A 24626-nucleotide genomic window follows, 5' to 3' on the forward strand; every position below is an offset into this window, starting at 1 on the left:
GTCACATAAAAAACAGCCGTTCCCAAGGAGCCGAACATGGCCGATCTGCGCTGTACGATTGCCGGCATTACTTCGCCGAATCCTTTCTGGCTCGCTTCCGCGCCGCCGACCGACAAAGCCTATAACGTGAACCGCGCGTTCGAAGCAGGTTGGGGCGGCGTGGTGTGGAAGACGCTCGGCCTCGATCCGCACGTGGTCAACGTGAGTTCGCGCTATGGCGCCGTGCAATGGAACGGCCAGCGCATCGCGGGCTTGAACAACATCGAGTTGATTACCGACCGTCCGCTTGACGTCAATCTGCGTGAGATCGCGCAGGTCAAGCGCGACTGGCCCGAGCGCGCAATGATTGTCTCGCTGATGGTGCCGTGCAACGAGCATGACTGGAAATGGATTCTGCCGCTTGTCGAAGACACCGGCGCCGATGCGGTCGAATTGAATTTCGGCTGTCCGCATGGCATGAGCGAACGTGGAATGGGTGCGGCCGTCGGCCAGGTGCCCGAGTACATTGAAATGGTCACGCGCTGGGTGAAGGAGGGCACGAAGCTGCCGTGCCTCGTGAAGCTCACGCCGAATATCACCGATATTCGCGTGGGTTCGCGCGCCGCATACAAGGGCGGCGCGGATGGCGTGTCGTTGATCAACACGATCAACTCGATTGTCGCCGTCGATCTCGACGCGATGTCGCCGTTGCCGATGGTCGACGGCAAGGGCACGCACGGCGGTTACTGCGGCCCGGCGGTGAAGCCGATTGCACTGAACATGGTCGCCGAAATCGCGCGCGATGTGGAAACGCCGAACCTGCCGATCTCGGGCATCGGGGGCATTTCGACGTGGCGCGATGCGGCCGAATTCATGGTGCTGGGCGCGGGCAGCGTGCAGGTGTGCACGGCGGCCATGCACTACGGCTTTCGCATCGTGACCGATCTCGCCGACGGCCTCTCGAACTGGATGGACGAAAAAGGCTACGTCACGCTCGACGATATTCGCGGCCGTGCGGTGCCGAACGTGACCGACTGGAAGTACCTGAATCTCAACTACAGCATCAAGGCGCGCATCGATCAGGATAAGTGCATCAAATGCGGCCTGTGCCATATCGCGTGCGAAGACACCGCGCACCAGGCGATCACAAAAGAAAAAGATGGCGTCCGGCATTTTGAAGTGGTGGACTCCGAATGTGTCGGCTGCAATCTGTGCATGCACGTGTGTCCGGTCGAGCAATGCATCACGATGGAGCGCGTGGACAACGGCGAGTATGCGAACTGGACCACGCATCCGAACAATCCGGCGCGCGTGAACGCGGCACAGAGCGAAGCGCAGGAAGCCGCTGCGAGCGCGGAACCGGCGCACGCAGCGAAAGCAGCCTGAAACAAGGGGTTTTTGTCGTTGCGCAGTGTTTGTACATAAGCCGTGTTTCCCTTTAACGCCCGACGCGTTCACAGAAACGCGCGGGCTTCGACGATCAAGTGGAGATCATTCGATGAAGCAGACCGCGAACTCCGTCGATCCGCAATTCGCGGCCGGCGCGCAAGGCAGCAGTCTTTATAACGACGACCTCGCGCCGACCGGCCCCGCGCAGCGCACATGGCGCTGGTATCACTTCGCCGCGCTGTGGGTCGGCATGGTGATGAACATCGCGTCGTACATGCTTGCAGCGGGCCTGACCGAGCAGGGCATGTCGCCGTGGCAGGCCGTGGTGACCGTGCTGCTCGGCAATCTGATCGTGCTGGTGCCGATGCTGCTGATCGGCCACGCCGGCGCGAAGCACGGCATTCCGTACGCGGTGCTGGTGCGCTCGTCGTTCGGCACGCAGGGCGCCAAGTTGCCGGCGATGCTGCGCGCTATCGTGGCGTGCGGCTGGTACGGCATTCAGACGTGGCTCGGCGGCAGCGCGATTTATACGCTGCTGAACATTCTGACCGGCAACGCGCTGCATGGCGCGGCCTTGCCGCTGCTCGATATTTCCGTTGGACAGCTCGCGTGTTTTCTCGCGTTCTGGGCGCTGCAAATCTACTTCATCGTGCACGGCACCGATTCGATCCGCTGGCTCGAAAGCTGGTCGGCGCCGATCAAGATCGTGATGTGCATCGCGCTCGTGTGGTGGGCGACGTCGAAGGCGGGCGGCCTCGGCTCGATGCTGTCCGCGCCGTCGCAGTTCGTGCCGGGCGGCAAGAAAGAAGGCATGTTCTGGGCGACATTCTGGCCGGGCCTCACCGCGATGGTCGGCTTCTGGGCGACGCTCGCGCTGAACATTCCCGACTTCACGCGCTTCGCGAGGACGCAGCGCGATCAGATGATCGGCCAGTCGATCGGCTTGCCTGTGCCGATGGCCTTGCTGTCGGTGATCTCGGTGGTCGTGACTTCGGCGACGGTGGTGATCTACGGCAAAGCGATTTGGGATCCTATCGATCTGACAAGCCGCATGACAGGCATCGGCGTCGGCCTTGCACTCGTGATCCTCACGCTCGATACGATGTGCTGCAACCTGGCCGCGAATCTCGTCGGTCCCGCCTATGATTTTTCGAGCCTGTGGCCGAAGGGTATTTCGTATCGCGCGGGCGGCATGATTACCGCGACCATCGCAATCGTCATGATGCCGTGGAAGATTCTCGCCACCACGCAGGGCTATATCTTCACGTGGCTCGTCGGCTATTCGGCGCTCCTCGGTCCGGTCGCGGGCATTCTGATGGTCGATTACTTTCTGATTCGCGGCACGCGGCTCGATCCGCGCGAGCTGTTCGACGAACGCGGCGAATACAGCTATACGGGCGGCTGGAATATCGGCGCGGTGGTCGCGCTCGTGATCGGCGTGTTGCCGAATCTGCCGGGCTTTTTGCATACCGCGTTTCCCGCTTCATTCGCCAACGTGCCGTCGATCTTCAATACGCTCTACACGTATGCATGGTTTGTCGGGCTCGCGTTGGCGTCGATCGTGTATAGCGCGTGGATGAAGTTCAGCAAGGGACCGAGCGCACGCGTGGCAAGCGCTTGAAGTCGTGGGGCGCGTGGCGCGCGTAGCATGCGTGGCCCAGACGGCAGCGAGATAAGCAAGTCAATTAAGGAGGCGGCAACATGACGACCCTGATTCGCGGCGGCACCGTGATCGATGCGGAAAACACCTACCGTGCCGATGTTTTATGTGCCGACCCGCAAGACGGCGGCACCATTCTGCAAATCGGTGTGGACCTCGAAGCGCCGGCTGACGCTGCAATAGTCGATGCGGGCGGGCAATACGTGATGCCAGGCGGCATCGATCCGCACACGCATATGGAACTGCCGTTCATGGGCACGACGGCGAGCGACGATTTCTATACCGGCACCGCAGCGGGATTGTCGGGCGGCACGACGAGCATCATCGACTTCGTGATTCCGAGCCCGAAGCAGAGCCTGATGGAAGCGTTCAAGGAGTGGCGCGGCTGGGCGGAGAAGGCATCGGCGGATTATGGTTTTCATGTGGCCGTCACCTGGTGGGACGATTCGGTGTATCGCGACATGGGCACGCTCGTGCACGAGCACGGCGTGTCGAGCTTCAAGCATTTCATGGCCTATAAAAACGCCATCATGGCCGACGACGAAGTGCTGGTGAACAGCTTCTCGCGCTCGCTCGAACTCGGCGCGTTGCCCACGGTGCACGCGGAAAACGGCGAACTCGTGTTCCAGTTGCAGCGTCAGTTGCTGGCCAAAGGCTTCACGGGTCCCGAGGCTCATCCGCTGTCGCGGCCGCCGGAGGTCGAAGGCGAGGCCGCCAATCGCGCGATCCGCATTGCACAAGTGCTGGGCGTGCCGGTGTATATCGTGCACGTGTCCGCGAAAGATGCGGTCGACGCCATCTCCCGTGCGCGCAGCGAAGGGCTGCGCGTGTTCGGCGAAGTGCTGCCCGGCCATCTCGTGATCGATGAAAGCGTGTATCGCGATCCCGACTGGACGCGCGCCGCGGCGCACGTGATGAGCCCGCCGTTTCGCTCGGCCGAACATCGCGAGGCATTGTGGCGCGGTTTGCAGGCGGGGCAGTTGCATACCACGGCGACCGATCATTGCGTGTTCTGCGCGTCGCAAAAGGCGATGGGCCGCGAGGACTTCACGAAGATCCCGAACGGCTGCGGCGGCGTGGAAGATCGCATGGCGGTGCTATGGCATCACGGCGTCAACTCGGGGCGTCTCACACCGAATGAGTTCGTGCGCATCACATCGACGAATGCCGCGCAGATTTTCAACCTGTACCCGCGAAAAGGCGCAATACGGGTCGGCGCGGATGCGGACATCGTCGTGTGGGACCCGCAGGCAAGCAAGACGATCTCGGTGAAGACGCATCATCAGAAAGTCGACTTCAATGTGTTCGAAGGCATGACCGTGCAAGGCGTGGCGATGCATACGCTCACGCGCGGCGCCCTTGCATGGACCGACGGCGATCTGCGCGCCGTGCGAGGCGCGGGCCAATATCAGAAGCGCCCGCCGAACCCGGCGTACTTCGACGCGATCCGCGTGTCGAACAAGCTGAAAGAGCCGCACCGCGTCGAGCGGTAGGGCTTCTGCCATCGTAAAAGGCGGCGCGGACATGGAAGCCCGCGCCGCCTTTTCCACGCTGCCGCGCATTCGCCGCGGCACGACCGTCTCGCGTTTTCCCCGATGGCGCCGCGCCCACGTTCCATGTTGCGATGCATGCCGCGTCTTCACATCTGCTGTAGAGTTGAAGTTCATGCGATGGCGGAGGTCACCGCTGCGGCTTAGCACGCATGCGCATATGGATTGGAAAGCTGATCCTTTGTAAAACGGCAAGCCGTTTGCTACAGTCCGCCCACTCCGCCGGGCGTGAGCGCCCGCGCGACTGCCAACAGAAGACCAGGCATACGGCCTGGCCACTTTAGGGAGCCACACATGAAGTCGATTCGTTCCATTTTGCTGGTTGCGCTGCTGCAGGCGGTCGCCGTGAGCCCGGTCTTCGCGGCCGACGAGTTCGCGCAGATCAAGTCCTCGGGCGTGTTCAGGATCGGCACCGAAGGCACCTATGCGCCGTTCACGTACCACGACGAATCGGGCAAGCTGACCGGCTTTGATGTGGAGATCGGCACGCAGATCGCACAGCGCATCGGCGTCAAGCCGCAATTCGTCGAAGGCAAATGGGACGGCCTGATCGCGGGGCTCGACGTGAACCGCTACGACGCGGTGATCAACGAGGTCGCGGTCACGGATGCGCGCAAGGCGAAATACGATTTCTCGGACCCGTACATCACGTCGCACGCGGCGCTGATCGTGCGCTCGGACAACACGACGATCAAGAACTTCGATGATCTGAAAGGCAAGAAATCGGCCAACACGCTGACCAGCAACTTCGGCAAGATTGCCGCGTCGCACGGTGCGGAAGTGATTCCGGTGCAGGGCTTTAACGAGTCCATCGACCTGCTGACCGCGGGCCGCGTCGATGCAACCGTCAACGATTCGCTGTCGTTCCTCGACTTCAAAAAGCACAAGCCGAATGCGAAGGTGAAGATCGCTACGCTGGATACGTCGCCGGAAAGCAGCGACAAGTCCGCTGTGCTGATCCGCAAGGGCAGCCCGGAACTCGTCGCGGCAATTAATAAAGCGCTCGCCGACATGAAGAAAGACGGTACGTACGCGAAGATTTCGCAGAAGTACTTCGGCAAAGACGTCTCCCAGTAAACGCCTTTCGCGAGTCTGAATCATGCCGGCATGGTTGCATCTGATGGCGCAGTCGCTGTGGCCGCTGCTGTATGCGGGGCTCGTGTTCACGGTGCCGCTTACGCTGGCGTCGTTCGCTATCGGGCTCGCTCTCGCGTTTATCGTGGCGCTCGTGCGGCTCTTCGGGCCGAAATGGGCGGTGGCGGCGGTGCGCTTCTATGTGTGGCTCTTTCGCGGCTCACCGTTGCTCGTGCAACTATTCGTGATCTTCTACGGCTTGCCGAACGTCGGCATCGTGCTCGATCCGTTGACGGCGGCGATCATCGGTTTCTCGCTGAACGTGGGCGCGTATAACTCTGAAGTGATACGCGGCGTGATCGAGTCGATTCCGAAAGGGCAGTGGGAGGCCGCGTATTCGATGGGCATGACGCGCGAACAGGCGCTGCGTCGCGCGATTCTGCCGCAAGCGACGCGTGTCGCGTTGCCGCCGTTGTCCAACTCGTTCATCGCGCTCGTGAAGGACACGTCGCTCGCGGCGGTGCTGACCGTGCCCGAGGTGTTCCAGGCCGCGCAGAGAATTGCTTCGGTGACCTACGAACCGTTGATTCTCTATACCGAAGCCGCACTCGTGTATCTGCTGTTCAGTTCGGTGCTGTCGTCGGCGCAAGTCAGGCTCGAGCGCAAATTCGGCCGTCATGCACTCTTTCAGGCGGGCAACTGATGATCCGACTGGAAAAAATCGACAAGTACTTTTCCGGGCACCGTGTGCTCGATTCCGTCGATCTGCAACTCGCGCAGGGCAACGTGACCGCGCTGATCGGACCGTCGGGCAGCGGCAAAAGCACGCTGTTGCGCTGCGTGAATCTGCTCGAGATTCCCGAGTCGGGTTCGCTCGAAATCGGCGATCAGAAGCTCACGTTCAGTCAGGACGAGCGGCCGTCGCGCGAAACAGTGCTGACGATTCGTCGCCGTACCGGCATGGTGTTTCAGAACTTCCAGTTGTTTCCGCATCTCACGGTACGTCAGAACGTGATGGAGGGGCTCCTCACCGTGCTCAAGTGGGACAAGGAAAAAGCGCGGGCCCGCGCCGATGAATTGCTCGAGAAAGTCGGCATCGCGCATAAGGCCGATGCGTGGCCCGTCACGCTGTCGGGCGGACAGCAGCAGCGCGTGGCGATCGCGCGTGCGTTGGCGCCGTCGCCGGAAGTGTTGTTGTGCGACGAGCCCACGTCCGCGCTCGATCCTGGTCTTGCTGCCGAAGTCGTCGAAGTGCTGAAGCAACTCGCGAGCGAAGGTATGACCATGCTGATGGCGACACACGATTTGCGTCTCGCCGCTACGATCGCGCGCGACGTCGTGTTCCTCAACAACGGTGTGGTGGTGGAGGCGGGGCCGTCGCGCGAGGTCTTCATGCGGCCTCGACAGGACGAGACCGCTCGTTTCGTGTCGACGCTCACGCATAGCTTGCCGGAAGCGTGGACGGAGTGAAGCGCCTTCGGTCAGGTAGGATGCCTGATTAAACCTGCTGCTTATCTTTGCGAAAAAAGAAGGGGCGCCCCGTCAATTAGCAGGGCGCCCCTTTCTTGTGTAGCCAGGCCGTCGCGGCCTGACTAGCCTCGCCTTATGCTTCCGCGCGCTCGGCTTCGTCGTTGAGCGCCGCGTCGAAGAAGCGCTGCTTCGCGCCGTCGCTCGCGCGAGCATACGCACGGTTCACGCCGCTGATTACCGCGCGAATCGACGCCGTAACCAGATTCGCGTCGATGCCCACGCCGAACGCGCTGCCCGTCAGGTCGGCGCCGGCCATCTCGGCGACGGCCACCGCGCGCGCATCGGCGCCTTGCGTCAACGCGCGCTCCTCGTAATGCTGGATGCGCACCGGCACGTCCATCGCGTGCATCAGGGCGTCGAGCGGTCCGTTGCCTTCGCCGTGCAGCACGCGGCGCCTGCCGTTGATCTCGACGGTGAGCTTGATGCGCTCGCGTCCGTCCTGCTCGGACAGGCTATGGCCGATGTAATGAACCGGCGCGGCGGTGCGCACGTATTCCTGCTGGAACAATTCCCAGATCTGCGACGGCGTGACTTCCTGGCCGCTCGTGTCGGTGAGGCGCTGCACAGCCGAGCTGAAGTCCACCTGCAAACGGCGCGGCAACACGACGCCGTAGCTCTGCTCGAGCAGATAAGCGATACCGCCCTTGCCGGACTGGCTGTTCACGCGAATCACCGAGTCATAAGTGCGGCCGAGGTCGTTGGGATCGATCGGCATGTACGGCACTTCCCACATCGCGTCCGGCTTCTGCACGGCAAGGCCTTTCTTGATCGCGTCCTGGTGCGAGCCGGAAAACGCGGTGAACACCAGATCGCCGACATACGGGTGACGCGGATGCACGGGCAACTGCGTGCATTCCTCGGCGGTGCGCGCGACTTCGTTGATGTTCGAGAAGTCGAGGCCAGGGTCGACGCCCTGCGTGTACAGGTTCAACGCGAGCGTGACGAGGTCGACGTTGCCGGTCCGCTCGCCGTTGCCGAAGAGACACCCTTCGATGCGGTCCGCGCCCGCCATCACAGCGAGTTCCGCTGCGGCGACGGCCGTGCCGCGGTCGTTATGCGGATGCACGGAGACGATCAGCGAATCGCGGCGTGCGAGATTGCGGTGCATCCACTCGATCTGATCGGCGTAGACGTTCGGCGTGGCCATTTCGACGGTGGCCGGCAAGTTGACGATGGCCTTGTGATCGGGCGTCGGCTGCCAGATGTCGAACACGGCGTCGCAGACATCCTTCGCAAATTCGAGCTCGGTGCCGCTGAATACTTCGGGGCTGTACTGGAGCGTGAAGTGCGTTTCCGGCGCGGCGTCGGCGAGACGCTTCATCGTGCGCGCGGCTTTTTGCGCGAGTTCCTTGACGCCGTTCTGATCGAGGCCGAACACGATCTTGCGGAATTCCGGCGCCGTGGCGTTATACAAATGGACGATCGCGCGCGGCGCGCCACGCAAGGATTCGAAGGTGCGTTCGATCAGATCGTCGCGAGCCTGCGTCAACACTTCGATCGTGACGTCGTCGGGAATGTGGCCGCCTTCGATCAGCTCGCGCACGAAGTTGAAGTCGGTCTGCGAAGCCGACGGAAACGCCACTTCGATTTCCTTAAAGCCGATTTGCACCAGCGTCTTGAACATGCGCATCTTGCGCTCGCCGTTCATCGGCTCGAAGAGTGCCTGGTTGCCGTCGCGCAAGTCGGTGCTCATCCAGATCGGCGCGCGCGTGATGGTGCGCGACGGCCACTGGCGATCCGTCAAATTGATGGGCTTGAACGAGCGGTATTTCGTAGCGGGATTCTTCAACATTTTCATCGTCCTTGAATTCGACAAGCTGGAAGTCGACCGGACGACAAAAACGCAAAGCAGGGCCGCCGGTCGGGAACCGGGGCTGGGTCAGTTACTGGGAAATTACGCGGTGCTTCGGGTGTTTCAGATTCAGATGGAAGCGCGCAGCAGCAGACCTAGCCCGGTAGAGCGGGCTAGTAGTAGCGATAGGGTGGTCTGGGCGCGGTACATAGTGCGCAATAGGACCATATTATTGGGACTGCGTCAAGCGCAGGCTCGCGCGCAGCGCCCAGGCTACAATTCGCGACGGTTTCAAAAACGGAACGTCAATGAAGAATCGGATTCTCACAATCGCGTGCGTCTCGACCGCTGCGGCGCTGCTCGCGGCCTGTACCGCTGTCTACAAAAACTCGGACGCGTGCGAGCAACTGATGCGCAGCAAGTTTGCGGAAACTTCGTCCGATACGTTGAAGATCGGCCACACGGGCGCCGGTATCGACGGGTCGCGCGTGGTCGTGGAAGGGTCGATTGAACATGTCGTGACGGCCTCCGAAGTCGCGGCGGCGCGGGCTGCTTCGGTGGCGAAGGGCGGGTCGAAGGGGAGCGCGACGGCGGGCGCGATGGGCGGGTCGAAGGGCACGTCGGCAACAGGCGCGATGGCCGGTTCCGACGCCGCTGCATCGGGTGCGCGGGCGGCTGCGGCTCCGGCTTCGGGCTCGGCGACTTCGGATGCGCAAGCGCTAGCCGTCAAATCAGGCAAGCCGAAGAAGGTCATTCAGGCCGCAGCCGCCGAATGCACGTTTAGTGGCCCGAGTCTCAGCAGCTTTAGCTGGCTCGCCCCGGCGAAGCTCGCGGCGCCCTCCGAGCCGGATTCGGACGAAGCGGCCGAGTAAGGCGCTCGCTGTGAACTGAGTGTCGGCGTGGTCCTTGCGGTGGGCGCGCCGATGCATGTGGTCATGGTTATGCTTTTGCCAGGACGTTTCTCCGCACACGCCAACAACGTTGCAAGCGAGGCGTCTAACGTCGTGCCACGCACCCGCAGCACCCCGGCATCCCTACACCCGCACCCCGTCAATCCACCACTTCCACCTTGCGCCGGCTCCGCTTCTTCTTCATCAAGCCAAGCACGCTTTCTGCAAACGCCTCGGGCCGGCCTTCAAAGCAGCGCTCGACCGCCTTCGTATCGATCAAACGCTGCCGCAATGCGGTGCGTTCGTCGTGCCCGTCGATCATTCGCACCGCCGCTTCGATATAACTTTCGGTGGTCTCGGCTGTGGTCCACGGCGGCATGCCCACGCGTTCGAACAGCGCCCCGTCGATGCACTCGAACACTTCCGGCCCGCGTTTGCACACGCCCGGCAAACCGAGCGTGAGCGCGTCCACGATGCCATTCGTATTGCCGAACGGGAACGGACTCAGAAAAAGGTCCGCGCGATTCACACAGTCCAGGTAACTCGCGTATTGATGAAACCCGTGGACGACCGCGCCCGGCAGTGAGCGGCCGATAACCTCGCGCATATGATCGAGCGCGAGCCCGGCGTGCACGCCGCTCATGAAATGAAACTCGACAGGCGTGCGGGCACGCGCGCCGATCTCGCGGCACGCATCGAGAAACGCGGGGTTGAGCTTCATCGCGCTGGCCGTAATGATCACGTGCACCGTGGCGCGCGGCGGCGCAATGATCGGGACGATGACCGGCAGCGCCACCGAGTGGCGGTACGGCTGCCCGTCTTTCGGCAACTTCATCAGGCGTTCGCTGAAGCACGCGGGATCGCCGACGTAATCTTCCTCGACGCTGACATAGTCGATCTTGTCGGAGTGCGTGGTAGCCGGATGGCCGAGCCCCGCGATTTGCAGCGGCGCGACCCGCAGATTCGACATGAAGATGGTCATGACGAACATGCCGACGCTCGGCATATACAGCACGTCGGGTTTCTCGCGTTCGGCAAAGTCGCGAATGGTCCGCAGACATTCGCCGATGTACTCGGGCTGCTCGAGTTCGATGAAACGGTCGAACACCGCGCGCCCGATGTCGTCAGTCGCATAGCCGAAGCCGAAGGCCACCACCTCGAAATGCTCGCGCGCGGCTTCGAGCGTGCGCGAGTGCGTGCGGTAGATGGAATGCGCGCCGCCGAACCACTCGAGCACGACCAGCATCAACGGCTTCTTGCGCCGCTTTGCGTTGCCCGCCTGCTTCGCGTTCGCGTTCGCCGTGGCTGCTGCGCGCGGCGCCGCCACGTCGGTCAGGCCCAGTTGCGCGAGCTTGCGGCGCACCAGCACATTGATGTCCCGCTTGATCTCGTGACGGCGAGGCGTGTGTGCGTAGCTGCAGAACATGTAGGCGTTATGCAGCAAGGCGGTGGGCAGATCGTCAAGGTCGTCTAGCTGTTGCAGCTTGCCGGGCAGCCATTCGATCAACGCCTCACGCTTGACGTGCGCGCTTGCCGAGCCCTTGAAAACCGGCGCAAGCAGGACGAGCGCGAGGCACGCCGCGAGCACTTTGTCGTAAGCCCACAGCGCGGAAAACTCGAGTTCGAGCTCCGATTCCGTGGAATACAGCACGCACAGTTTCTCGACGAAGCTGTCGCCAGCCAGAAACTGCCGGTCTTGCGCACCGCGCGGGTTGAGGTGGCAGGCGACATGATCCGCATTGCCGAACGGCGTGGCGGAGAACACCAGGCCGACCCATTCGTGCAGCGTGAGAAAGAGCCTGAAGCATTCGACGGGCGGCTGGAATTCCGGATCGGCGAACAGCGTTGAAGCCGCGCTCGCGAGCCGCGTGCAGAAGCGCTGCTGTTGCTCCGCGGGCGTCAAGCCGCTCATGCCCGACGCAAGAAAGCTCTCGTCCAGCACGCCGCGCTTGTTCTGAAGCAGCGCGAGCGCGCACAGAAGCTGGATAGACGCCCGGATATGCTGCCGCGTAAAAACGAGCTGCTCGAAATCGTCGAGCGAGAAAGTGGGTTCGGCGGCTTGGCTGGCTTGGGTGGCGTCTTGCATCGGATAGCGAATGGCAGTTATGCATGACTAACTATCTTCAGGAAGCATTCTTGAATGCATTCCTGAAGCGTTAGCCGCGAACGGCGATTATCGCAGCCACCCCATACCGAATTTGCGCTGTCCGTCAGTTTCTGAATTTTCGGCAGTTTAAATGCGGCCTTACCTTCAGAACGCGTAGTACGGACCCGGTCCCGCCGACGTCGCGCGCGAAGCAATCGCCGTGTACACGCGCCGGCCGAAGAAGAACGGTAAGCCCCAGTCGAAGCCGCTCGCAGCCGCACCCGCGATATTGTTGAAGGCGTTATTGCCCGACGCAAAGAGAGCGCGCGAATTGCCGATAGCGAAGGTCACCGTGTTCGACGCGCCGTTCGTTCCGGCGATGCTCGCGCTCGCCGCTTGCGTCGAACTCGGGCAATACCAGAGGCCGCACTGCGGCAGTTGCGTGTCGCGATAGAAGAGCCCGTTCGAACCCGTATCCAGATAGCTTTGCGAAAAGGTCTGGCCGTTATGCGTCGTGCTGACGTAGCCGGTTTGCGAATTTCCCTTGAGCACGCCCGCGCTGCCGAGCGTGTTGTTCGCCTGGGTGTCGATGCCGAAGATCATCGAACCGGACACGGTCAGCGCGCCCCCGTCGGGGATCGCGGGAAGGTCGATCACCACGCCGTTGTTATCGAGTGCGAAGCGGCTGACCGGATTGGCCACCTGCTGCGCGAGCGGCTGGGCGCTTGCCTGGCAGGCGCCGCTCGCGTCGCAGTTGTAGTACCAGCGGGGCAGCGCGGCGTTCGCGCAGGCGCCGCCGCAGTCGGCCGCGAACACGCCGACGCCGAGAATGCCGTTGGCGCGCAGCGTGTCGACGGTGAGCATCGACGGGCCCGAGGCGGCGCAATCCGCGGGGACCGACGGCACCGAAGGGTCGGCGATCAGATGGATCGGGATCGACGCGGCCAGTTGTCCGGCCATGCGCACGTCGGCGCTGCGCACCGCGCCCCATGCATAGCCGCTGCCGAACACCGCGCATTCGCCCGATATGCCGCCTGATACGCCGCCTGATATGCCGCTGCCCGACGGCACGGCGTTCAGCGGCAGGGTCGCCGGCAACGCGGACGCGACAATGCGCAGACCGTGCGAGCCGGTGTCGACCTGAATGTTGTCGATGGTCGCGCAGTTGTCCGTGCCCGGCTGGCAGACCGTGACGCTCGTCGTCAGCATGTTGCGCGTGAGGCGCGGCGCCGCGTGCACGACGATCGGCTGAACGTTCGGCGTATTCGATTGCGGGACCGAGGTGCTGCTTGGGCTCGACGCGGCAGGCGGCGCTGAGGCAACAGGAGCGCTAGCCGTGCCGGCTGGCGCGCTCGCGCCGGAGGCGGTCGCGGTGTTGCCGCCTCCGCCTCCACCTCCGCAAGCCGCGAGGACGGTGCAGACGGAGAGCAGGGCGCAAAGGGAAGGAGTGGGTTTCATGGCGTCAGAAGGTCAGCGGTTGGTTTGTTGTGGTTGTTGCTGCTTGCTGCGGCGCGTTTCGCGGCTCGAGCGCCCGCTCGGAGAGGAAGTCCCCAGGCCCATCCACGCTGCGACAGACCGGCTTTCTCGGCGTGGGGGTATCGACCCGCGGACGCATCCAGGCGCGAGCGGATGCCCGTCAGCGAAGATCGTCGGCGGTCACGCCCGGCGGCAACGCGCCGGGCAGCCAGGCGCGGCCCGCGTAGCCGCGCATCGGCCCGCCCGACTCGACGACCACGTCTGGCCGCACGACGCGCGACGCGTGCAGATTCCCGTCCGGCGCCGTTGCCGCCTCCGCGGCTCCCGTGCGGTAAGAGTCGGCGTACTTGCCGAGCAGGCCGGCCAGATCGGGCATCGTCGGCCCTTGCCAGGTGTAGGCGACGATTTCGCCGCCGTTCGTCGCGTACTCGTTGATGGTCGTGTTGCCCGCATCGGTCGATGTGCGCAGCCGCAGCGCGCCGTTCAGCAGGCTTTGTTGTGCGCTCTCGCCTGATTTGGCCGCAATCACAGCGCCGAGCTGCGCGCAAGCGCTCGCGCTGCCGCATAACGCGGTCGCGGCAATAAGAGAGGCGGCGACATGATGAGAACGATGTTTTTTGTACATGATGAGGTCTCCTGCGCGCTGCTTCTGGGTTTTGTCCTACGTCAATTTGAAGATAGCACCCGCGTCGCAAAACTAAGCGTGGTGCGCGTTTCATCGCATGACGTCATCCCAAAATTGGGCGGATGCCGAATCGAAAAGTGCCTTTTAAAACAATGTTCTGACGACAAACTTGCAGATGTCTGACAGACCATTAGGAATAGTTGTGGAACGTTAAATGTGGCCCGGCAACCGAGCGCGGACAGCGGGCAAACCCCAGTTTTTGCACAGGGCCCGCCGGGATCGGTAAAATGTTGGGTTGATCCACGGAAACTTGCCGTGGCGTAGCGGAAGGATTCCCCGAACATGACTCATCTTCGTCTTACCAAGCGGTTTGCAGTAATGCTGATGGCAGGCGGGCTGGTCGCCGGCTGCGGCACGTCGTCGCCGACCAAAGTCGACTACAAGAGCGACTCGAAATCGAAGCAGGCTTCACTCGCCGTCCCGCCGAACCTGATCGACGAGACGGCCGATCAGCGTTCGCTGCCTCCGCAAGGCGGCGAAACCTCGTTGTCCGCGCTGCGTCAGGTGCAGGCCCAGGCACCGGCGGCCAACACGGTGTCCGTCGTGCCGGCCGTGAGCGGCATGCACATCCAGCGCGACGGCACGGAAAGCTGGCTCGTGATCGACAGCAAGACGCCGGCAGAGGCATGGCCGCAAATCCGCCGCTTCTGGCAGGAGCAGGGCTTCCTGCTGGTCGTCGATCAGCGCGACAAGGGCGTGATGGAGACCGACTGGAACGAAACGCACGCGCAAATCAACGACGGGCTGATCCGCAGCACGCTGTCGAAGGCGATGGGCAATAGCTACGTCACGTCTGAGCGCAACAAGTACCGTACGCGCCTCGAAACGGCGCCGAACGGCGGCACGTATGTGTTCATCAGCCAGAAGGGCATGCGCGAGGCGCTGACCGGCACGAACAACGATTCGAGCACGTGGCAGCCCAAGGCGAACGATCCCGGCCTCGAGCAGGAATATCTGAAGCGCCTGATGGCGGCGCTCGCGCTCGCCGATTCGCGCGCGAAGTCGGGCGGCGCCGACACTGCGGCGTTGTCGCCGGCTGGCGCGCAGGTAGCGCCCAATGCCGCGGCGAACGGCGCGAAATCGGCGGCTGCGGCCACGGCGGCGCAGAACGTGATGCTGTCGGCGCAGCAGCCCGTGCGCGATCCGGATGCGGCGAACGGGCCGGGGCAGTTGTCATCGAACGAACTGACGCTTGGCGAACCGTATGATCGCGCCTGGCTGCGCGTGGGCCTCGCGCTCGACCGCAGCAACTTCACGGTCGACGACCGCGATCTGACGCGCGGCCTGTACTTCGTGCGCTATGTCGATCCGAAGGACATGACGTCGGCTGAACAGGGCTTCTGGAGCCAGGTGTTCCACGGCAAGAAGGAGAAGGTCGCCAAGCAGTATCGCGTGAACGTGCGCGCGCTGACGCCGGACCAGACCCGCGTGGCCGTGGTCGACGACAAGGGCGGTCTCGACGAAAGCCCGCAGGCAAAGCAGATCCTGACGCTGATGGCCGATCAGTTGCGCTGAGGCAAGCGCGCCGCTGCGGCAGCGGCGGCAAGCTGTATGAAAAAAACCCGTCCGGGACATTCTTGTCCCGGACGGGTTTTTTTTATGGCTGTGGCCTATCCCAACACTGTTCCGCGATTCGACGTCACGTTACTCCGCTGACGTTACCCCGGTGACGTAACTCTCAGAGGCGTTGCGGCAGCGTGCCGAAGCCATCACACGCCACGAAAAATGCAGCGCAAATTCAACGAGTTACCGCCAATCTCTCGCGTTCAGTCCCAACTGGCATACATGCTGCTTTAGAAGTACATGGGGCCGGATTCCCGTGGCCTCACCCAGGCGAAGTCCCTTCTCAACCGCGCTTTTCATTCCATCGAGCATCGGCCGTCAAGCCGATGCCGAGCCCGATGACGGCCGCGCGCTCGACGCGCGGCCTCGGTGGCCCCGTCGCCTATCCTCGTAGGGCGACGGTTTTTGCCCGCACTCCGGTGGAGTGCGGGCTATTTTTTGCGCCGACCCACGCGACCGACGCAACGCGTTCACGTATCGGCGCGCCGCGTCCCCAGCCACGGCAAGCGCTTGATGACGCCCGTCGCCAACGCCGTGCCCACCAGAATCACGCCGCAGCCTTCGAGCATGCCGGCCGACACGCCTTCGCCCAGAAACAACGCGCCCCACAAAATGCCGAAGATCGGAATCACGAACGTGACGGTGATTGCCCGCGCCGGTCCCGCGACCGCGATCAGGTGGAAGAACAGCATGTAGGCGACGCCCGTGCACGCCACGCCGAGCGCGATCACCGCGCCCCACGCGTGCAGCGAGACGGGCGCGCTCGGCCAGTAGATCACGGCGAGCGGCAACAGCACGATGGTCGCGCCTGTCATGGTGCCGGCCGCGACGGTCAGCGCGTCGACGCCGGTCAGGTAGCGTTTCGTGTAATTGGCCGCGATGCCGTACAGAAGCGTTGCGCCGAGCGCGGCGCCCGCTGCGAGCGCGGTGGTCAGCGGCGTCGCTGCCGAGCCGCTCGGCGTGGCGATCTGATCCCACACCAGCATCAGCACGCCGAGGAAACCGATCGCGAGGCCGAGCGTGCGCAGTCCGGTCAGCCGGTCACGCAGCCAGACGAACGCGACGAGGCCGCCCCACAGCGGCGTCGTCGCGTTGATCACCGACGTCACGCCGGCGGACAGCGTCAACTCCGCATATGCGAACAGGCAGAACGGCGCGGCCGAATTCAGAATGCCCACCACGAGAAGCGGGAACGCCCGCGTGCGCAGGATCGTCGCGGATTGTTGCAGCGGACGTCGCGCGAGCAGCACGACGATAAGAAACGCGGCGCCGATGCCGACGCGCAGCGCCATCAACGGAGCAACGCCGAAGTCGGTCACGCCGACGCGGATAAACAGGAATGACGCGCCCCATAAGGCCGCGAGGATCAGCAACTGGAAGAGGTTTTTGGCATTCATTATGGTGGCGTCGCGCGCGGTTGAGTCGAGACGCCTGTGCATCGTAACAGCGCGATTACCCGAAACGTTTCACGTCTGAATGAAACGGCAAGTATCGGGAGAGGACGTCTGACACACGTGATCGTAAGCGTCGCGGCGAGGCGCGCATAGCGAGCAATTCTCACGCTGATGTGAGAAATATTGCGATCACCGGGAGGGAGGAAGATGAGGCGCCGGTGCGACCGGCGCCTCGCTGCTACGAGAAAAGTTTTCGGTTGCATGCCTGGCGGCAGAGCAACCGCCAAAGCCGCCCAACAACCGTCAATGCGGAATCATCCCCTGCAGCACGTTTTGCTGCAGCCACACCAGAATGCCGAGCAGCACGGTCAGCAGAATCGAGTGCTTGAAGGTCTTCGCGAACACCACGCCTTCCTTGCCTTTCAACTCGGTGGTCGCGACGCCCGTCGAAATGTTTTGCGGCGAAATCATTTTGCCCATCACGCCGCCGGACGAATTGGTCGCCGCCATCAGCACCGGGTTCAGGTTCAACTGATGCGCTGCGACCACCTGCAAATTGCCGAACAGCGCGTTGCCCGATGTGTCGCTGCCTGACAGAAACACCGCAACCCAGCCGAGGAATGCGGACACCAGCGGAAAGAACGGTCCGACGGACGCGACGCCGAGTCCGAGCGTATAAGTGAGACCCGAGTAATTCATCAGATACGCGAGTCCGACGATGGTCGCGACCGTCAGAATCGCGATGCGCGTCTGCACCCACGTATCGGCGATGGCCGCGCCGAATTCGCGCGCGCCGAGTCCGACCACGAGGCTCGTAATGATAGCCGCCACCAGAATCGCGGTGCCGGTCGCGAGCGGCTGGAAGTCCCAGATCGCGCCGTACGGCGTGTTGTACAACGTGATGAACACGGCCTTGTCGAGCCCCGGCCAGGGAATTTTCACGTCGCCGATCAGGAAGATTTTCGCCACCGTCCAGACGATCACCACGACGGACACGATGATCCACGGATACCAGCCCTGGCCGCCGGCGATCTTGCTGCGCACTTCGCCGGCCCGGTCGATGTCGATCGCGAACGCCGGGTCGACCGCCGGCTTCCACACGCGCAGGAACGCAATGGTGACGATCAGCGAGACCATCGACGACAACACGTCCGTCAGACTGTAGTTCACATAGTTCGACGAGACGAACTGCGTCAGCGCGAAGCTCGCGCCGGAGATCAGCAGCACCGGCCAGATGCGCAGCATGTTGCGAAAGCCGGCGTACACGGCGATCACATAGAAGGGCAGCAGCAGCGCGAAGAACGGCAACTGGCGGCCGACCATTTTCGCGAGCAAATCGGCCGGCAGATGCGTGACCGCGCCGAGCACCGTAATCGGCACGCCGAGCGCGCCGAATGCGACCGGCGCGGTGTTGAAGATCAGCGTGAAGGTGAGCGCCTCGAGCGTCGGAAAGCCGAGCAGGATCAGCAGCGAACTGGTGATCGCGACCGGCGTGCCGAAGCCCGAAATGCCCTCGAGCAGCGCGCCGAACGAAAAACCCACCACGACGAGCACGACGCGCCGGTCGTTCGGCAGATTGTCGATCATCCACATGCGGAAGGCGGCGAAGCGGCCGGAGCGCTGCGCGATGTTGTACAGCAGGATCGCGGTGAACACGATCCACATGACCGGCCAGCACGCGAACACGGCGCCCGCCGCGACGGAGTCGAGCGCGAGCCCCACTGGAAACTTCCATCCGGCAATGGCGACGATCAGGCCGACGACGAGTCCGGCGAGCGACGCCTGCCACGCAGGCCGGCGCGCCCAGCCGAGCAGCACGAGCACGACAATGATCGGCAACGCCGCGACGAGAAACGACGCAAGCAGTGAATCGCCGATGGGGGTGAGTAGTTGATGAAACATCACGTCTCCTTCGTTGTTGTTCGAAATCGACGCGAGATTGCCAATGACGGGACGCGTCGCTGGTGCAGGACGGATGAGCGCCGCCGGGCACGAAAGCGCCAGGCGGCTCGCTTTTAAACGCTTACTGTGTGAGGCTTAACCAAGCATAGAGCCCGAGGCCCGCGCGTCAAGAAGGGAAACTACGGGAGGAGCGAAAGCTCAGTGATGATGACCGTGCCCGCCGCCGCCCCACGACCAGCCGAAGCCGATCGACACGGCCGGCCCATACCAGCCCGGATAGCCGTAGCCGTACCAGGCCGGATAGACCGGTGGCGGATAGTAGGCGGGATAAGCCGGCGCAACGTACACCGGCGGCTGCGCGACCACATACGCGGGCGGCGAAGTGGCCGCGCCGGGCTGCGGCTGCTGGCCATATTGCGCCTGCGCCGACTGCTGCTGCATGGACTGCTGGCCCTGCGAGTCGCCGGTCGTGCCGAGCGGCACTTCACGCTGGGCAGCGCTCGCGGGCACGGTCGCGTAATACGACGGATAAGCGGCGTAATAGCCGGGGTAGTAGCCGTACGGGTAATAGCAGCCCGACAGCAGCAACGCGCTCGCAGCGCCGCTCAACGCGAGCCGGCCGCGGCCGATGCGCCGGCGAGGCGCAACCGTCGCGAACTGCATGCGAATAGTATGAAAAGTGTCGATGACGCGGGACTTCATGGCGCGCTCCAGTTTGCAAACAACGCAGCCGACGCCGTCGTCGGTACGTTATCGCACGAGCTTACGCCGACGGCGCGCGAGGAGGTTTGCAAAACCGTAACGGCGTATTTCGCCTCATTGCAGCCGCGCGTTGCGGCTCTTCATCCAGCGCCGTTTCGATGCGGCACATCCGCATAGATTGTGAGCAAAGCGGACGGGGCATGGCGCCCGGTCCGCTTTGCCCGGTCATACGAGGCGATTACTTGCCGACCTGGTTGCCGATCACGCCGCCGACGGCCGCGCCGCCCAGCGTGGACAGCGCGCTGCCGCCGATCACGGCACCCGCCGCGCCGCCGACGCCCGCACCGATCGCGGTGTCCCGCTGCCGCGTCGTCATACCCTCGCACGCGGAAAGGCTTGCGACAACCGCGACGATCATCGCAAGCGAACCTATCTTACGAATCGATCTCATGATGTTGACTCCCTGTTGTAATTCGAAACCGCCTGTCGTTATTGTTCGTTCGCTTTGATCTTATCGCCGGAACCGGTTTCCAGATGTATGCGGTTGTCAGCAGACTGACGGTTTCGTAATCAAATGTTTCCCTGTTTGCAGCATCGCGTGTGCCTGACCTAAGGACGAAAAAAGGCCCGCAAGCGCGGGCCTTTGCGTGGCGGAAGGTTGCGCGCGCATCGAGTGGGCGACGGCATGCGTCCCACGCGATGCGCGAACGCATCACTGCCGCTGATAAATTTCAGCGCCTTTCTTCATGAACTCGATCGACTTCACTTCCATGCCTTTCTTCAGCGCTTCGTCGTCGGTGACGCCTTGCTGCGCGGCGAACTCGCGTACGTCCTGCGTGATCTTCATCGAACAGAAGTGCGGGCCGCACATCGAGCAGAAATGCGCGACTTTCGCGGAATCTTTCGGCAGCGTTTCGTCGTGGAATTCGCGCGCCTTGTCCGGGTCGAGGCCGAGGTTGAACTGGTCTTCCCAACGGAATTCGAAGCGCGCCTTCGAGAGCGCATTGTCACGCACCTGCGCGCCCGGATGACCCTTCGCCAGATCGGCGGCATGCGCGGCGAGCTTGTACGTGATGATGCCGGTCTTCACGTCGTCCTTGTTCGGCAAGCCGAGGTGTTCCTTCGGCGTGACGTAGCAGAGCATGGCCGTGCCGAACCAGCCGATCATCGCCGCGCCGATGCCCGACGTAATGTGGTCGTAACCCGGCGCGATGTCGGTGGTGAGCGGCCCGAGCGTGTAGAACGGCGCTTCGTCGCACCATTCCAGTTGCAGGTCCATGTTCTCCTTGATCAACTGCATCGGCACGTGGCCGGGGCCTTCGATCATCGTCTGCACGTCGTGCTTCCACGCGATCTGCGTGAGTTCGCCGAGCGTCTTCAGTTCGCCGAGCTGCGCTTCGTCGTTCGCGTCGTAAATGGAACCGGGACGCAGGCCGTCGCCGAGCGAGAAGGCCACGTCATACGCCTTCATGATTTCGCAAATGTCTTCGAAATGCTCGTACAGGAAGCTTTCCTTGTGATGCGCGAGGCACCACTTCGCCATGATCGAGCCGCCGCGCGACACGATGCCGGTCATGCGCTTCGCCGTCAGCGGCACGTATTGCAGACGCACGCCCGCGTGAATCGTGAAGTAATCGACGCCCTGTTCAGCCTGCTCGATCAGCGTGTCGCGGAAGATTTCCCACGTCAGGTCTTCGGCCTTGCCGTTGACCTTTTCGAGCGCCTGATAGATCGGCACCGTGCCGATCGGCACCGGCGAATTGCGGATGATCCACTCGCGCGTTTCGTGGATGTGCTTGCCGGTGGACAGATCCATCACCGTGTCGCCGCCCCAGCGGATCGCCCACGTCATCTTGTCGACTTCCTCGCCGATCGAAGACGTCACCGCCGAGTTGCCGATGTTCGCATTCACCTTCACGAGGAAGTTACGACCGATGATCATCGGCTCGCTTTCCGGGTGATTGATGTTGTTCGGAATGATCGCGCGGCCGCGCGCCACTTCCTCGCGCACGAATTCAGGCGTGATTTCGGTGACGCCGTTCGGACCGAACGCGCTTGCACCGAACGCCTGGCCCGGATGCTGGCGGCCCATCATCGCGGCGAGCTTTTCGCCGTTCGGGCCGCTCGTCTTCAGGCTCTCCAGATATTCGGCGCGGCGCTGGTTTTCGCGAATCGCGATGTATTCCATCTCCGGCGTGATGATGCCTTTACGCGCGTAGTGCATCTGCGAAACGTTCTTGCCGGGGATCGCGCGGCGCGGCGTGCGATGCAGGCCCTGGAAGCGCAGGTCGGCAGTGGCCGTGTCGGCCGCGCGTTCGCGGCTGAAGTCGCTCGACAGACCCGTCAACGCTTCCGTGTCGCCGCGTTCCTCGATCCAGCGCTGACGCAGTGCGGGCAAGCCGGCGCGAATGTCGATCTTCGCGTCGGGATCGGAGTAGGGGCCCGACGTATCGTAGACATAGACCGGCGGATTCTTTTCGCCGCCGAAGCTGTCGGGCGTATCCGCCTGGCTGATCTCGCGCATCGGCACGCGGATGTCGGGACGCGAGCCCGTCACGTAGACCTTGCGTGAGTTGGGCAGCGGCGCGACGGCAGCTTCATCGACGTGGGCGTCGGCGGAAAGGAACTTCGGATTGGCGTTCATGCATGTTCTCCGTGTGTCGGCCGGAGTTAAGCGCAATGACGCCTTGCTCCGGTCCCATTCAATGTGGGGCCGCTAAGCAGGAGACGAGATGGAAGTAGTCGGAATTCGCGAGAGGTGAGGCTAGAGACTGGCTGCGAAATCCGTACGCTTCCCTGCGCTGGCATTATCCAGATCAGGTTCAAAGGGTATTTCTCACCCACGTGGCACGGACCTCCGACTTCCGTGCAACGCAGGACCCCCGCGTTAGCAGCGCACACGATACACCGGGCGGGCGCTGCTTGGCAACCCGCGCGCGATGCGTGAGTGCTAATGCGGGGCAGCGCGCGGTGGTTTGCTTCGGCGGCTGCGGGCGGGGAATCGCTGCGCTCTCGCATGCGCGATTTGCGCACTATGCTTGTAGTGACGCGGCATGCAGAACGCAGAACGCGGAATGCAGCACGCTATGACGCGCCGCAGCACCGGCACGCGTTGCTTAACGCGTGAAATCGTCCGCAGCTTCCGGCTGATACAGGATTTTCTCGAGCTTCAGCACTTTTTCGGCGCCGCTCGGCGGCATGAAGTGAATGTGCTCGCCGCGCTTCGCGCCGAGCAGCGCGAGGCCCACCGGCGAAAAAACATTCAGGCGGCCATGAGCGAAGTCGGCGTCGGGCGGATAGACGACCGTCCACGTCATCTGCTCGCCGCTGCTTTCGTCGACGAGCGTGGCCTGCGAGTTCATCGTGACCACGTTCGCCGGAATTTCGCGGGAGTCCACGATCACGGCGCGCTCCAGTACGTCGTCGAGCATCTCCTGAAAACGGGCGTTCGCGCCGGGCGCGGCGGCGTGCTTCTCAAGACGCGCGACGTCGAGTTCGGTGAGGTAACACTGCTTGGTCCTTCTGGTCGTCTTCACGGCGGCTACTCCAATTCGATCTGCAATCTCTGTACGAGAATAGGTCATGCGGATGGGATCGGCCCGGCGCTCCGACAGTCCCTTGAGGGACGACGCAGCTTCAGGCAAGGAGCAGGCTGCGTCAGTCGGGGTGCCGGGCGGCGAGAAGCGGAACCGTTGCCGGCAGAAGCGTTCGCGACGGTTCGCCGGCCCTTTGCGGCGCGAGTTCCACGCGCGCGCAGCCGGTTGCGCCACGAGGGCGCAAGCGGGTGAAGGCACGGGAAGTCGGGAAGCGCATGAGTGGCCGGCGGTTATCGAATGAAGTGGGTGGCGCGCCGCTTGAAAACAGAGTCATGAGAAGACCACAGCAAAGCGGCGCGATCGACACAAGCATGTTAGCACGGCGTCTTTCAGCGACCTTGGCAGACATTTCGTTGTTGTAAGTCGCAGTGTAGAAAGTTGGCGACATCGCGCAAGCACGCGTGGACGCCGCCCGCAAACAACACAAAACAAACGGGCGAAAAAAATTTGCGGCGCGGTGTCATAACCGGCGACGCGCTTCGACAAACGTGCAGATCCTGATCGGAGCACGTCATGCAAACAGTCATCAAACGCCGCGCGCATCGGCCGTTCAAGCGGGCCGTCGCACTCGTTGCCGCGCTCGCGTTGTTGTGCGCGAGCGGCCTCGTGAGCGCGGCGAGTGCGATGTGCAGCGCGCGCAGTCCCGCTCATCGCGTGGCGCTCGTCGAGCTTTACAGCAGCGAAGGCTGCAATAGCTGTCCGCCCGCGGACGCATGGCTCGGTCAATGGAAGAACAGCGGCGCCACGCGAAGCGTCGTGCCGCTGGCGTTGCACGTCGACTACTGGAACGGTCTCGGTTGGACGGACCGTTTCTCGCAGCACCGTTTCACCGAGCGTCAGCAGACGCTTACCGATCTTGCCGGCGGCCACACGATCTATACGCCTGAAGTGTTCGTCGGCGGACGCGAGTTGCGGACGTGGTCGCAGCAGGACAGTTTCCAAAGCCGCGTCGACAAGCTGATCGCCGAGCCGGCGCAGGCGAACATCGCGCTCGACATGAAGCCGCAGCCAGGCGGCGCGTTCGATCTCGCGGCCCGCTTCGACAGCCGGACTGCGGATAGCGCAGCACGGCTCGACGCCTATGTCGCCGTCTATGAAAACGCGCTGAGCTCGCAGGTCGGCGCGGGAGAAAACCGCGGCGCAACCTTGCATCACGAGAGAGTGGTGCGGCAGTGGATCGGGCCGGTGCCGCTCGTCGGCGGCAAGCTGCAGATTCGCCGCGATATACGGCTCGACAGGGCGGACGCGAGCGCAAACGCCAATCCGTCAGTCGATAAATTCGGCGTTGTCGCCTTCGTCGAAAACGCTGCAACGGGCGACGTGCTGCAAGTGGCTGATCTACCGCTCTGCCATTGAAC

At 63.1% G+C, this 24626-nt stretch carries 19 protein-coding genes and 1 riboswitch; of the genes, 9 read left to right on the forward strand and 10 right to left on the reverse strand.

The genetic code is table 11. The annotated features are described in order from the left end of the window. The first annotated feature begins 36 nt into the window (after nt 1-36). The 6 genes from preA (at nt 37) to P0D87_RS22435 (ending at nt 7122) form a co-directional block, all read left to right on the forward strand. On the forward strand, nt 37-1365 hold the full coding sequence (gene preA / locus P0D87_RS22410) for an NAD-dependent dihydropyrimidine dehydrogenase subunit PreA (protein ID WP_053858484.1): 1329 nt from the start codon (nt 37-39) through the stop codon (nt 1363-1365). 112 nt (nt 1366-1477) lie between these two features. After that, complete coding sequence (locus tag P0D87_RS22415) at nt 1478-2989, forward strand: NCS1 family nucleobase:cation symporter-1 (RefSeq protein WP_029967589.1); 1512 nt, start codon at nt 1478-1480, stop codon at nt 2987-2989. A gap of 80 nt (nt 2990-3069) precedes the next feature. Next, entirely contained in the window at nt 3070-4521 is a 1452-nt protein-coding gene (hydA, locus tag P0D87_RS22420) for a dihydropyrimidinase (protein WP_006052532.1), read from the forward strand. Nucleotides 4522-4872: 351 nt separating this feature from the next. Next, the gene (locus tag P0D87_RS22425) at nt 4873-5655 is read left to right on the forward strand and encodes an amino acid ABC transporter substrate-binding protein (protein WP_006052533.1); all 783 of its coding nucleotides are present in this window, start codon (nt 4873-4875) and stop codon (nt 5653-5655) included. A 22-nt stretch (nt 5656-5677) separates the two neighbouring features. Then, entirely contained in the window at nt 5678-6355 is a 678-nt protein-coding gene (locus tag P0D87_RS22430; protein WP_006052534.1) for an amino acid ABC transporter permease, read from the forward strand. Continuing rightward, the gene (locus tag P0D87_RS22435; RefSeq protein WP_006052535.1) at nt 6355-7122 is read left to right on the forward strand and encodes an amino acid ABC transporter ATP-binding protein; all 768 of its coding nucleotides are present in this window, start codon (nt 6355-6357) and stop codon (nt 7120-7122) included. The genes P0D87_RS22430 and P0D87_RS22435 overlap by 1 nt, the downstream gene beginning before the upstream one ends. Before the next feature lie 133 nt (nt 7123-7255). Here the strand turns inward: P0D87_RS22435 and leuA are convergent, their stop codons facing one another. Continuing rightward, nucleotides 7256-8974 (reverse strand): 2-isopropylmalate synthase, encoded by a 1719-nt coding sequence (gene leuA, locus P0D87_RS22440; RefSeq protein ID WP_053859067.1) that lies wholly within the window; start codon nt 8972-8974, stop codon nt 7256-7258. A gap of 308 nt (nt 8975-9282) precedes the next feature. On the opposite strand from leuA, the gene P0D87_RS22445 reads away from it, so the two are divergent. Continuing rightward, on the forward strand, nt 9283-9846 hold the full coding sequence (locus tag P0D87_RS22445) for a hypothetical protein (protein ID WP_053858483.1): 564 nt from the start codon (nt 9283-9285) through the stop codon (nt 9844-9846). Nucleotides 9847-10024: 178 nt separating this feature from the next. On the opposite strand, the gene P0D87_RS22450 is transcribed toward P0D87_RS22445, so the two are convergent. From P0D87_RS22450 to P0D87_RS22460, 3 genes are all read right to left on the reverse strand, one after another. Next, on the reverse strand, nt 10025-11950 hold the full coding sequence (locus tag P0D87_RS22450) for a glycosyl transferase family 1 (protein ID WP_053858482.1): 1926 nt from the start codon (nt 11948-11950) through the stop codon (nt 10025-10027). A gap of 165 nt (nt 11951-12115) precedes the next feature. Continuing rightward, nucleotides 12116-13408, reverse strand: a complete 1293-nt coding sequence (locus tag P0D87_RS22455) for a DUF3443 domain-containing protein (RefSeq protein WP_053858481.1) — start codon at nt 13406-13408, stop codon at nt 12116-12118. A gap of 178 nt (nt 13409-13586) precedes the next feature. Then, nucleotides 13587-14051, reverse strand: a complete 465-nt coding sequence (locus tag P0D87_RS22460) for a DUF2844 domain-containing protein (RefSeq protein WP_053858480.1) — start codon at nt 14049-14051, stop codon at nt 13587-13589. Nucleotides 14052-14393: 342 nt separating this feature from the next. On the opposite strand from P0D87_RS22460, the gene bamC reads away from it, so the two are divergent. Further along, nucleotides 14394-15626 (forward strand): NlpB/DapX family lipoprotein, encoded by a 1233-nt coding sequence (gene bamC, locus P0D87_RS22465; protein WP_029967579.1) that lies wholly within the window; start codon nt 14394-14396, stop codon nt 15624-15626. A gap of 518 nt (nt 15627-16144) precedes the next feature. Here the strand turns inward: bamC and P0D87_RS22470 are convergent. The 6 genes from P0D87_RS22470 to P0D87_RS22495 all read right to left on the reverse strand — a co-directional run bounded on the left by P0D87_RS22470 (nt 16145) and on the right by P0D87_RS22495 (nt 23208). Then, nucleotides 16145-17071 carry a DMT family transporter gene (locus tag P0D87_RS22470; RefSeq protein WP_035569836.1) on the reverse strand — a complete coding sequence of 309 codons (927 nt, stop codon included), beginning with the start codon at nt 17069-17071 and terminating at the stop codon, nt 16145-16147. Nucleotides 17072-17371: 300 nt separating this feature from the next. Beyond that, nucleotides 17372-18970: an L-lactate permease gene (locus tag P0D87_RS22475; protein WP_053858479.1), complete on the reverse strand. Its 1599-nt coding sequence runs from the start codon at nt 18968-18970 to the stop codon at nt 17372-17374. 198 nt (nt 18971-19168) lie between these two features. Further along, nucleotides 19169-19672: a hypothetical protein gene (locus tag P0D87_RS22480; RefSeq protein WP_053858478.1), complete on the reverse strand. Its 504-nt coding sequence runs from the start codon at nt 19670-19672 to the stop codon at nt 19169-19171. A 238-nt stretch (nt 19673-19910) separates the two neighbouring features. Next, nucleotides 19911-20123 (reverse strand): YMGG-like glycine zipper-containing protein, encoded by a 213-nt coding sequence (locus P0D87_RS22485; RefSeq protein ID WP_006052442.1) that lies wholly within the window; start codon nt 20121-20123, stop codon nt 19911-19913. A gap of 261 nt (nt 20124-20384) precedes the next feature. Next, a complete protein-coding gene (gene thiC / locus P0D87_RS22490) occupies nt 20385-22316 on the reverse strand; it encodes a phosphomethylpyrimidine synthase ThiC (protein ID WP_006052443.1) in 1932 nt (643 codons plus the stop codon). A gap of 131 nt (nt 22317-22447) precedes the next feature. Continuing rightward, a riboswitch (TPP riboswitch) is annotated at nt 22448-22566 on the reverse strand. A 222-nt stretch (nt 22567-22788) separates the two neighbouring features. Beyond that, nucleotides 22789-23208, reverse strand: a complete 420-nt coding sequence (locus P0D87_RS22495; RefSeq protein ID WP_006052444.1) for a GreA/GreB family elongation factor — start codon at nt 23206-23208, stop codon at nt 22789-22791. A 573-nt stretch (nt 23209-23781) separates the two neighbouring features. Between P0D87_RS22495 and P0D87_RS22500 the strand changes: the two genes are divergently transcribed. After that, nucleotides 23782-24624: a DUF1223 domain-containing protein gene (locus tag P0D87_RS22500; RefSeq protein ID WP_053858477.1), complete on the forward strand. Its 843-nt coding sequence runs from the start codon at nt 23782-23784 to the stop codon at nt 24622-24624. The last annotated feature ends 2 nt before the right edge of the window (nt 24625-24626 follow it).

Source organism: Paraburkholderia sp. RL17-368-BIF-A, assembly GCF_046054045.1.
Classification (GTDB): domain Bacteria; phylum Pseudomonadota; class Gammaproteobacteria; order Burkholderiales; family Burkholderiaceae; genus Paraburkholderia; species Paraburkholderia graminis.

Excerpts from the sequence above, each read along its gene's own strand:
- P0D87_RS22475 (WP_053858479.1), bottom strand. The coding sequence starts at position 18,970 with ATGTTTCATCAACTACTCACCCCCATCGGCGATTCACTGCTTGCGTCG.
- leuA (WP_053859067.1), bottom strand. The coding sequence starts at position 8,974 with ATGTTGAAGAATCCCGCTACGAAATACCGCTCGTTCAAGCCCATCAAT.
- hydA (WP_006052532.1), top strand. The coding sequence starts at position 3,070 with ATGACGACCCTGATTCGCGGCGGCACCGTGATCGATGCGGAAAACACC.
- P0D87_RS22435 (WP_006052535.1), top strand. The coding sequence starts at position 6,355 with ATGATCCGACTGGAAAAAATCGACAAGTACTTTTCCGGGCACCGTGTG.
- P0D87_RS22425 (WP_006052533.1), top strand. The coding sequence starts at position 4,873 with ATGAAGTCGATTCGTTCCATTTTGCTGGTTGCGCTGCTGCAGGCGGTC.
- P0D87_RS22455 (WP_053858481.1), bottom strand. The coding sequence starts at position 13,408 with ATGAAACCCACTCCTTCCCTTTGCGCCCTGCTCTCCGTCTGCACCGTC.
- P0D87_RS22500 (WP_053858477.1), top strand. The coding sequence starts at position 23,782 with ATGCAAACAGTCATCAAACGCCGCGCGCATCGGCCGTTCAAGCGGGCC.
- P0D87_RS22450 (WP_053858482.1), bottom strand. The coding sequence starts at position 11,950 with ATGCAAGACGCCACCCAAGCCAGCCAAGCCGCCGAACCCACTTTCTCG.
- P0D87_RS22480 (WP_053858478.1), bottom strand. The coding sequence starts at position 19,672 with ATGAAGTCCCGCGTCATCGACACTTTTCATACTATTCGCATGCAGTTC.
- bamC (WP_029967579.1), top strand. The coding sequence starts at position 14,394 with ATGACTCATCTTCGTCTTACCAAGCGGTTTGCAGTAATGCTGATGGCA.
- preA (WP_053858484.1), top strand. The coding sequence starts at position 37 with ATGGCCGATCTGCGCTGTACGATTGCCGGCATTACTTCGCCGAATCCT.
- P0D87_RS22430 (WP_006052534.1), top strand. The coding sequence starts at position 5,678 with ATGCCGGCATGGTTGCATCTGATGGCGCAGTCGCTGTGGCCGCTGCTG.
- P0D87_RS22460 (WP_053858480.1), bottom strand. The coding sequence starts at position 14,051 with ATGTACAAAAAACATCGTTCTCATCATGTCGCCGCCTCTCTTATTGCC.
- P0D87_RS22470 (WP_035569836.1), bottom strand. The coding sequence starts at position 17,071 with ATGAATGCCAAAAACCTCTTCCAGTTGCTGATCCTCGCGGCCTTATGG.
- thiC (WP_006052443.1), bottom strand. The coding sequence starts at position 22,316 with ATGAACGCCAATCCGAAGTTCCTTTCCGCCGACGCCCACGTCGATGAA.
- P0D87_RS22445 (WP_053858483.1), top strand. The coding sequence starts at position 9,283 with ATGAAGAATCGGATTCTCACAATCGCGTGCGTCTCGACCGCTGCGGCG.
- P0D87_RS22485 (WP_006052442.1), bottom strand. The coding sequence starts at position 20,123 with ATGAGATCGATTCGTAAGATAGGTTCGCTTGCGATGATCGTCGCGGTT.
- P0D87_RS22415 (WP_029967589.1), top strand. The coding sequence starts at position 1,478 with ATGAAGCAGACCGCGAACTCCGTCGATCCGCAATTCGCGGCCGGCGCG.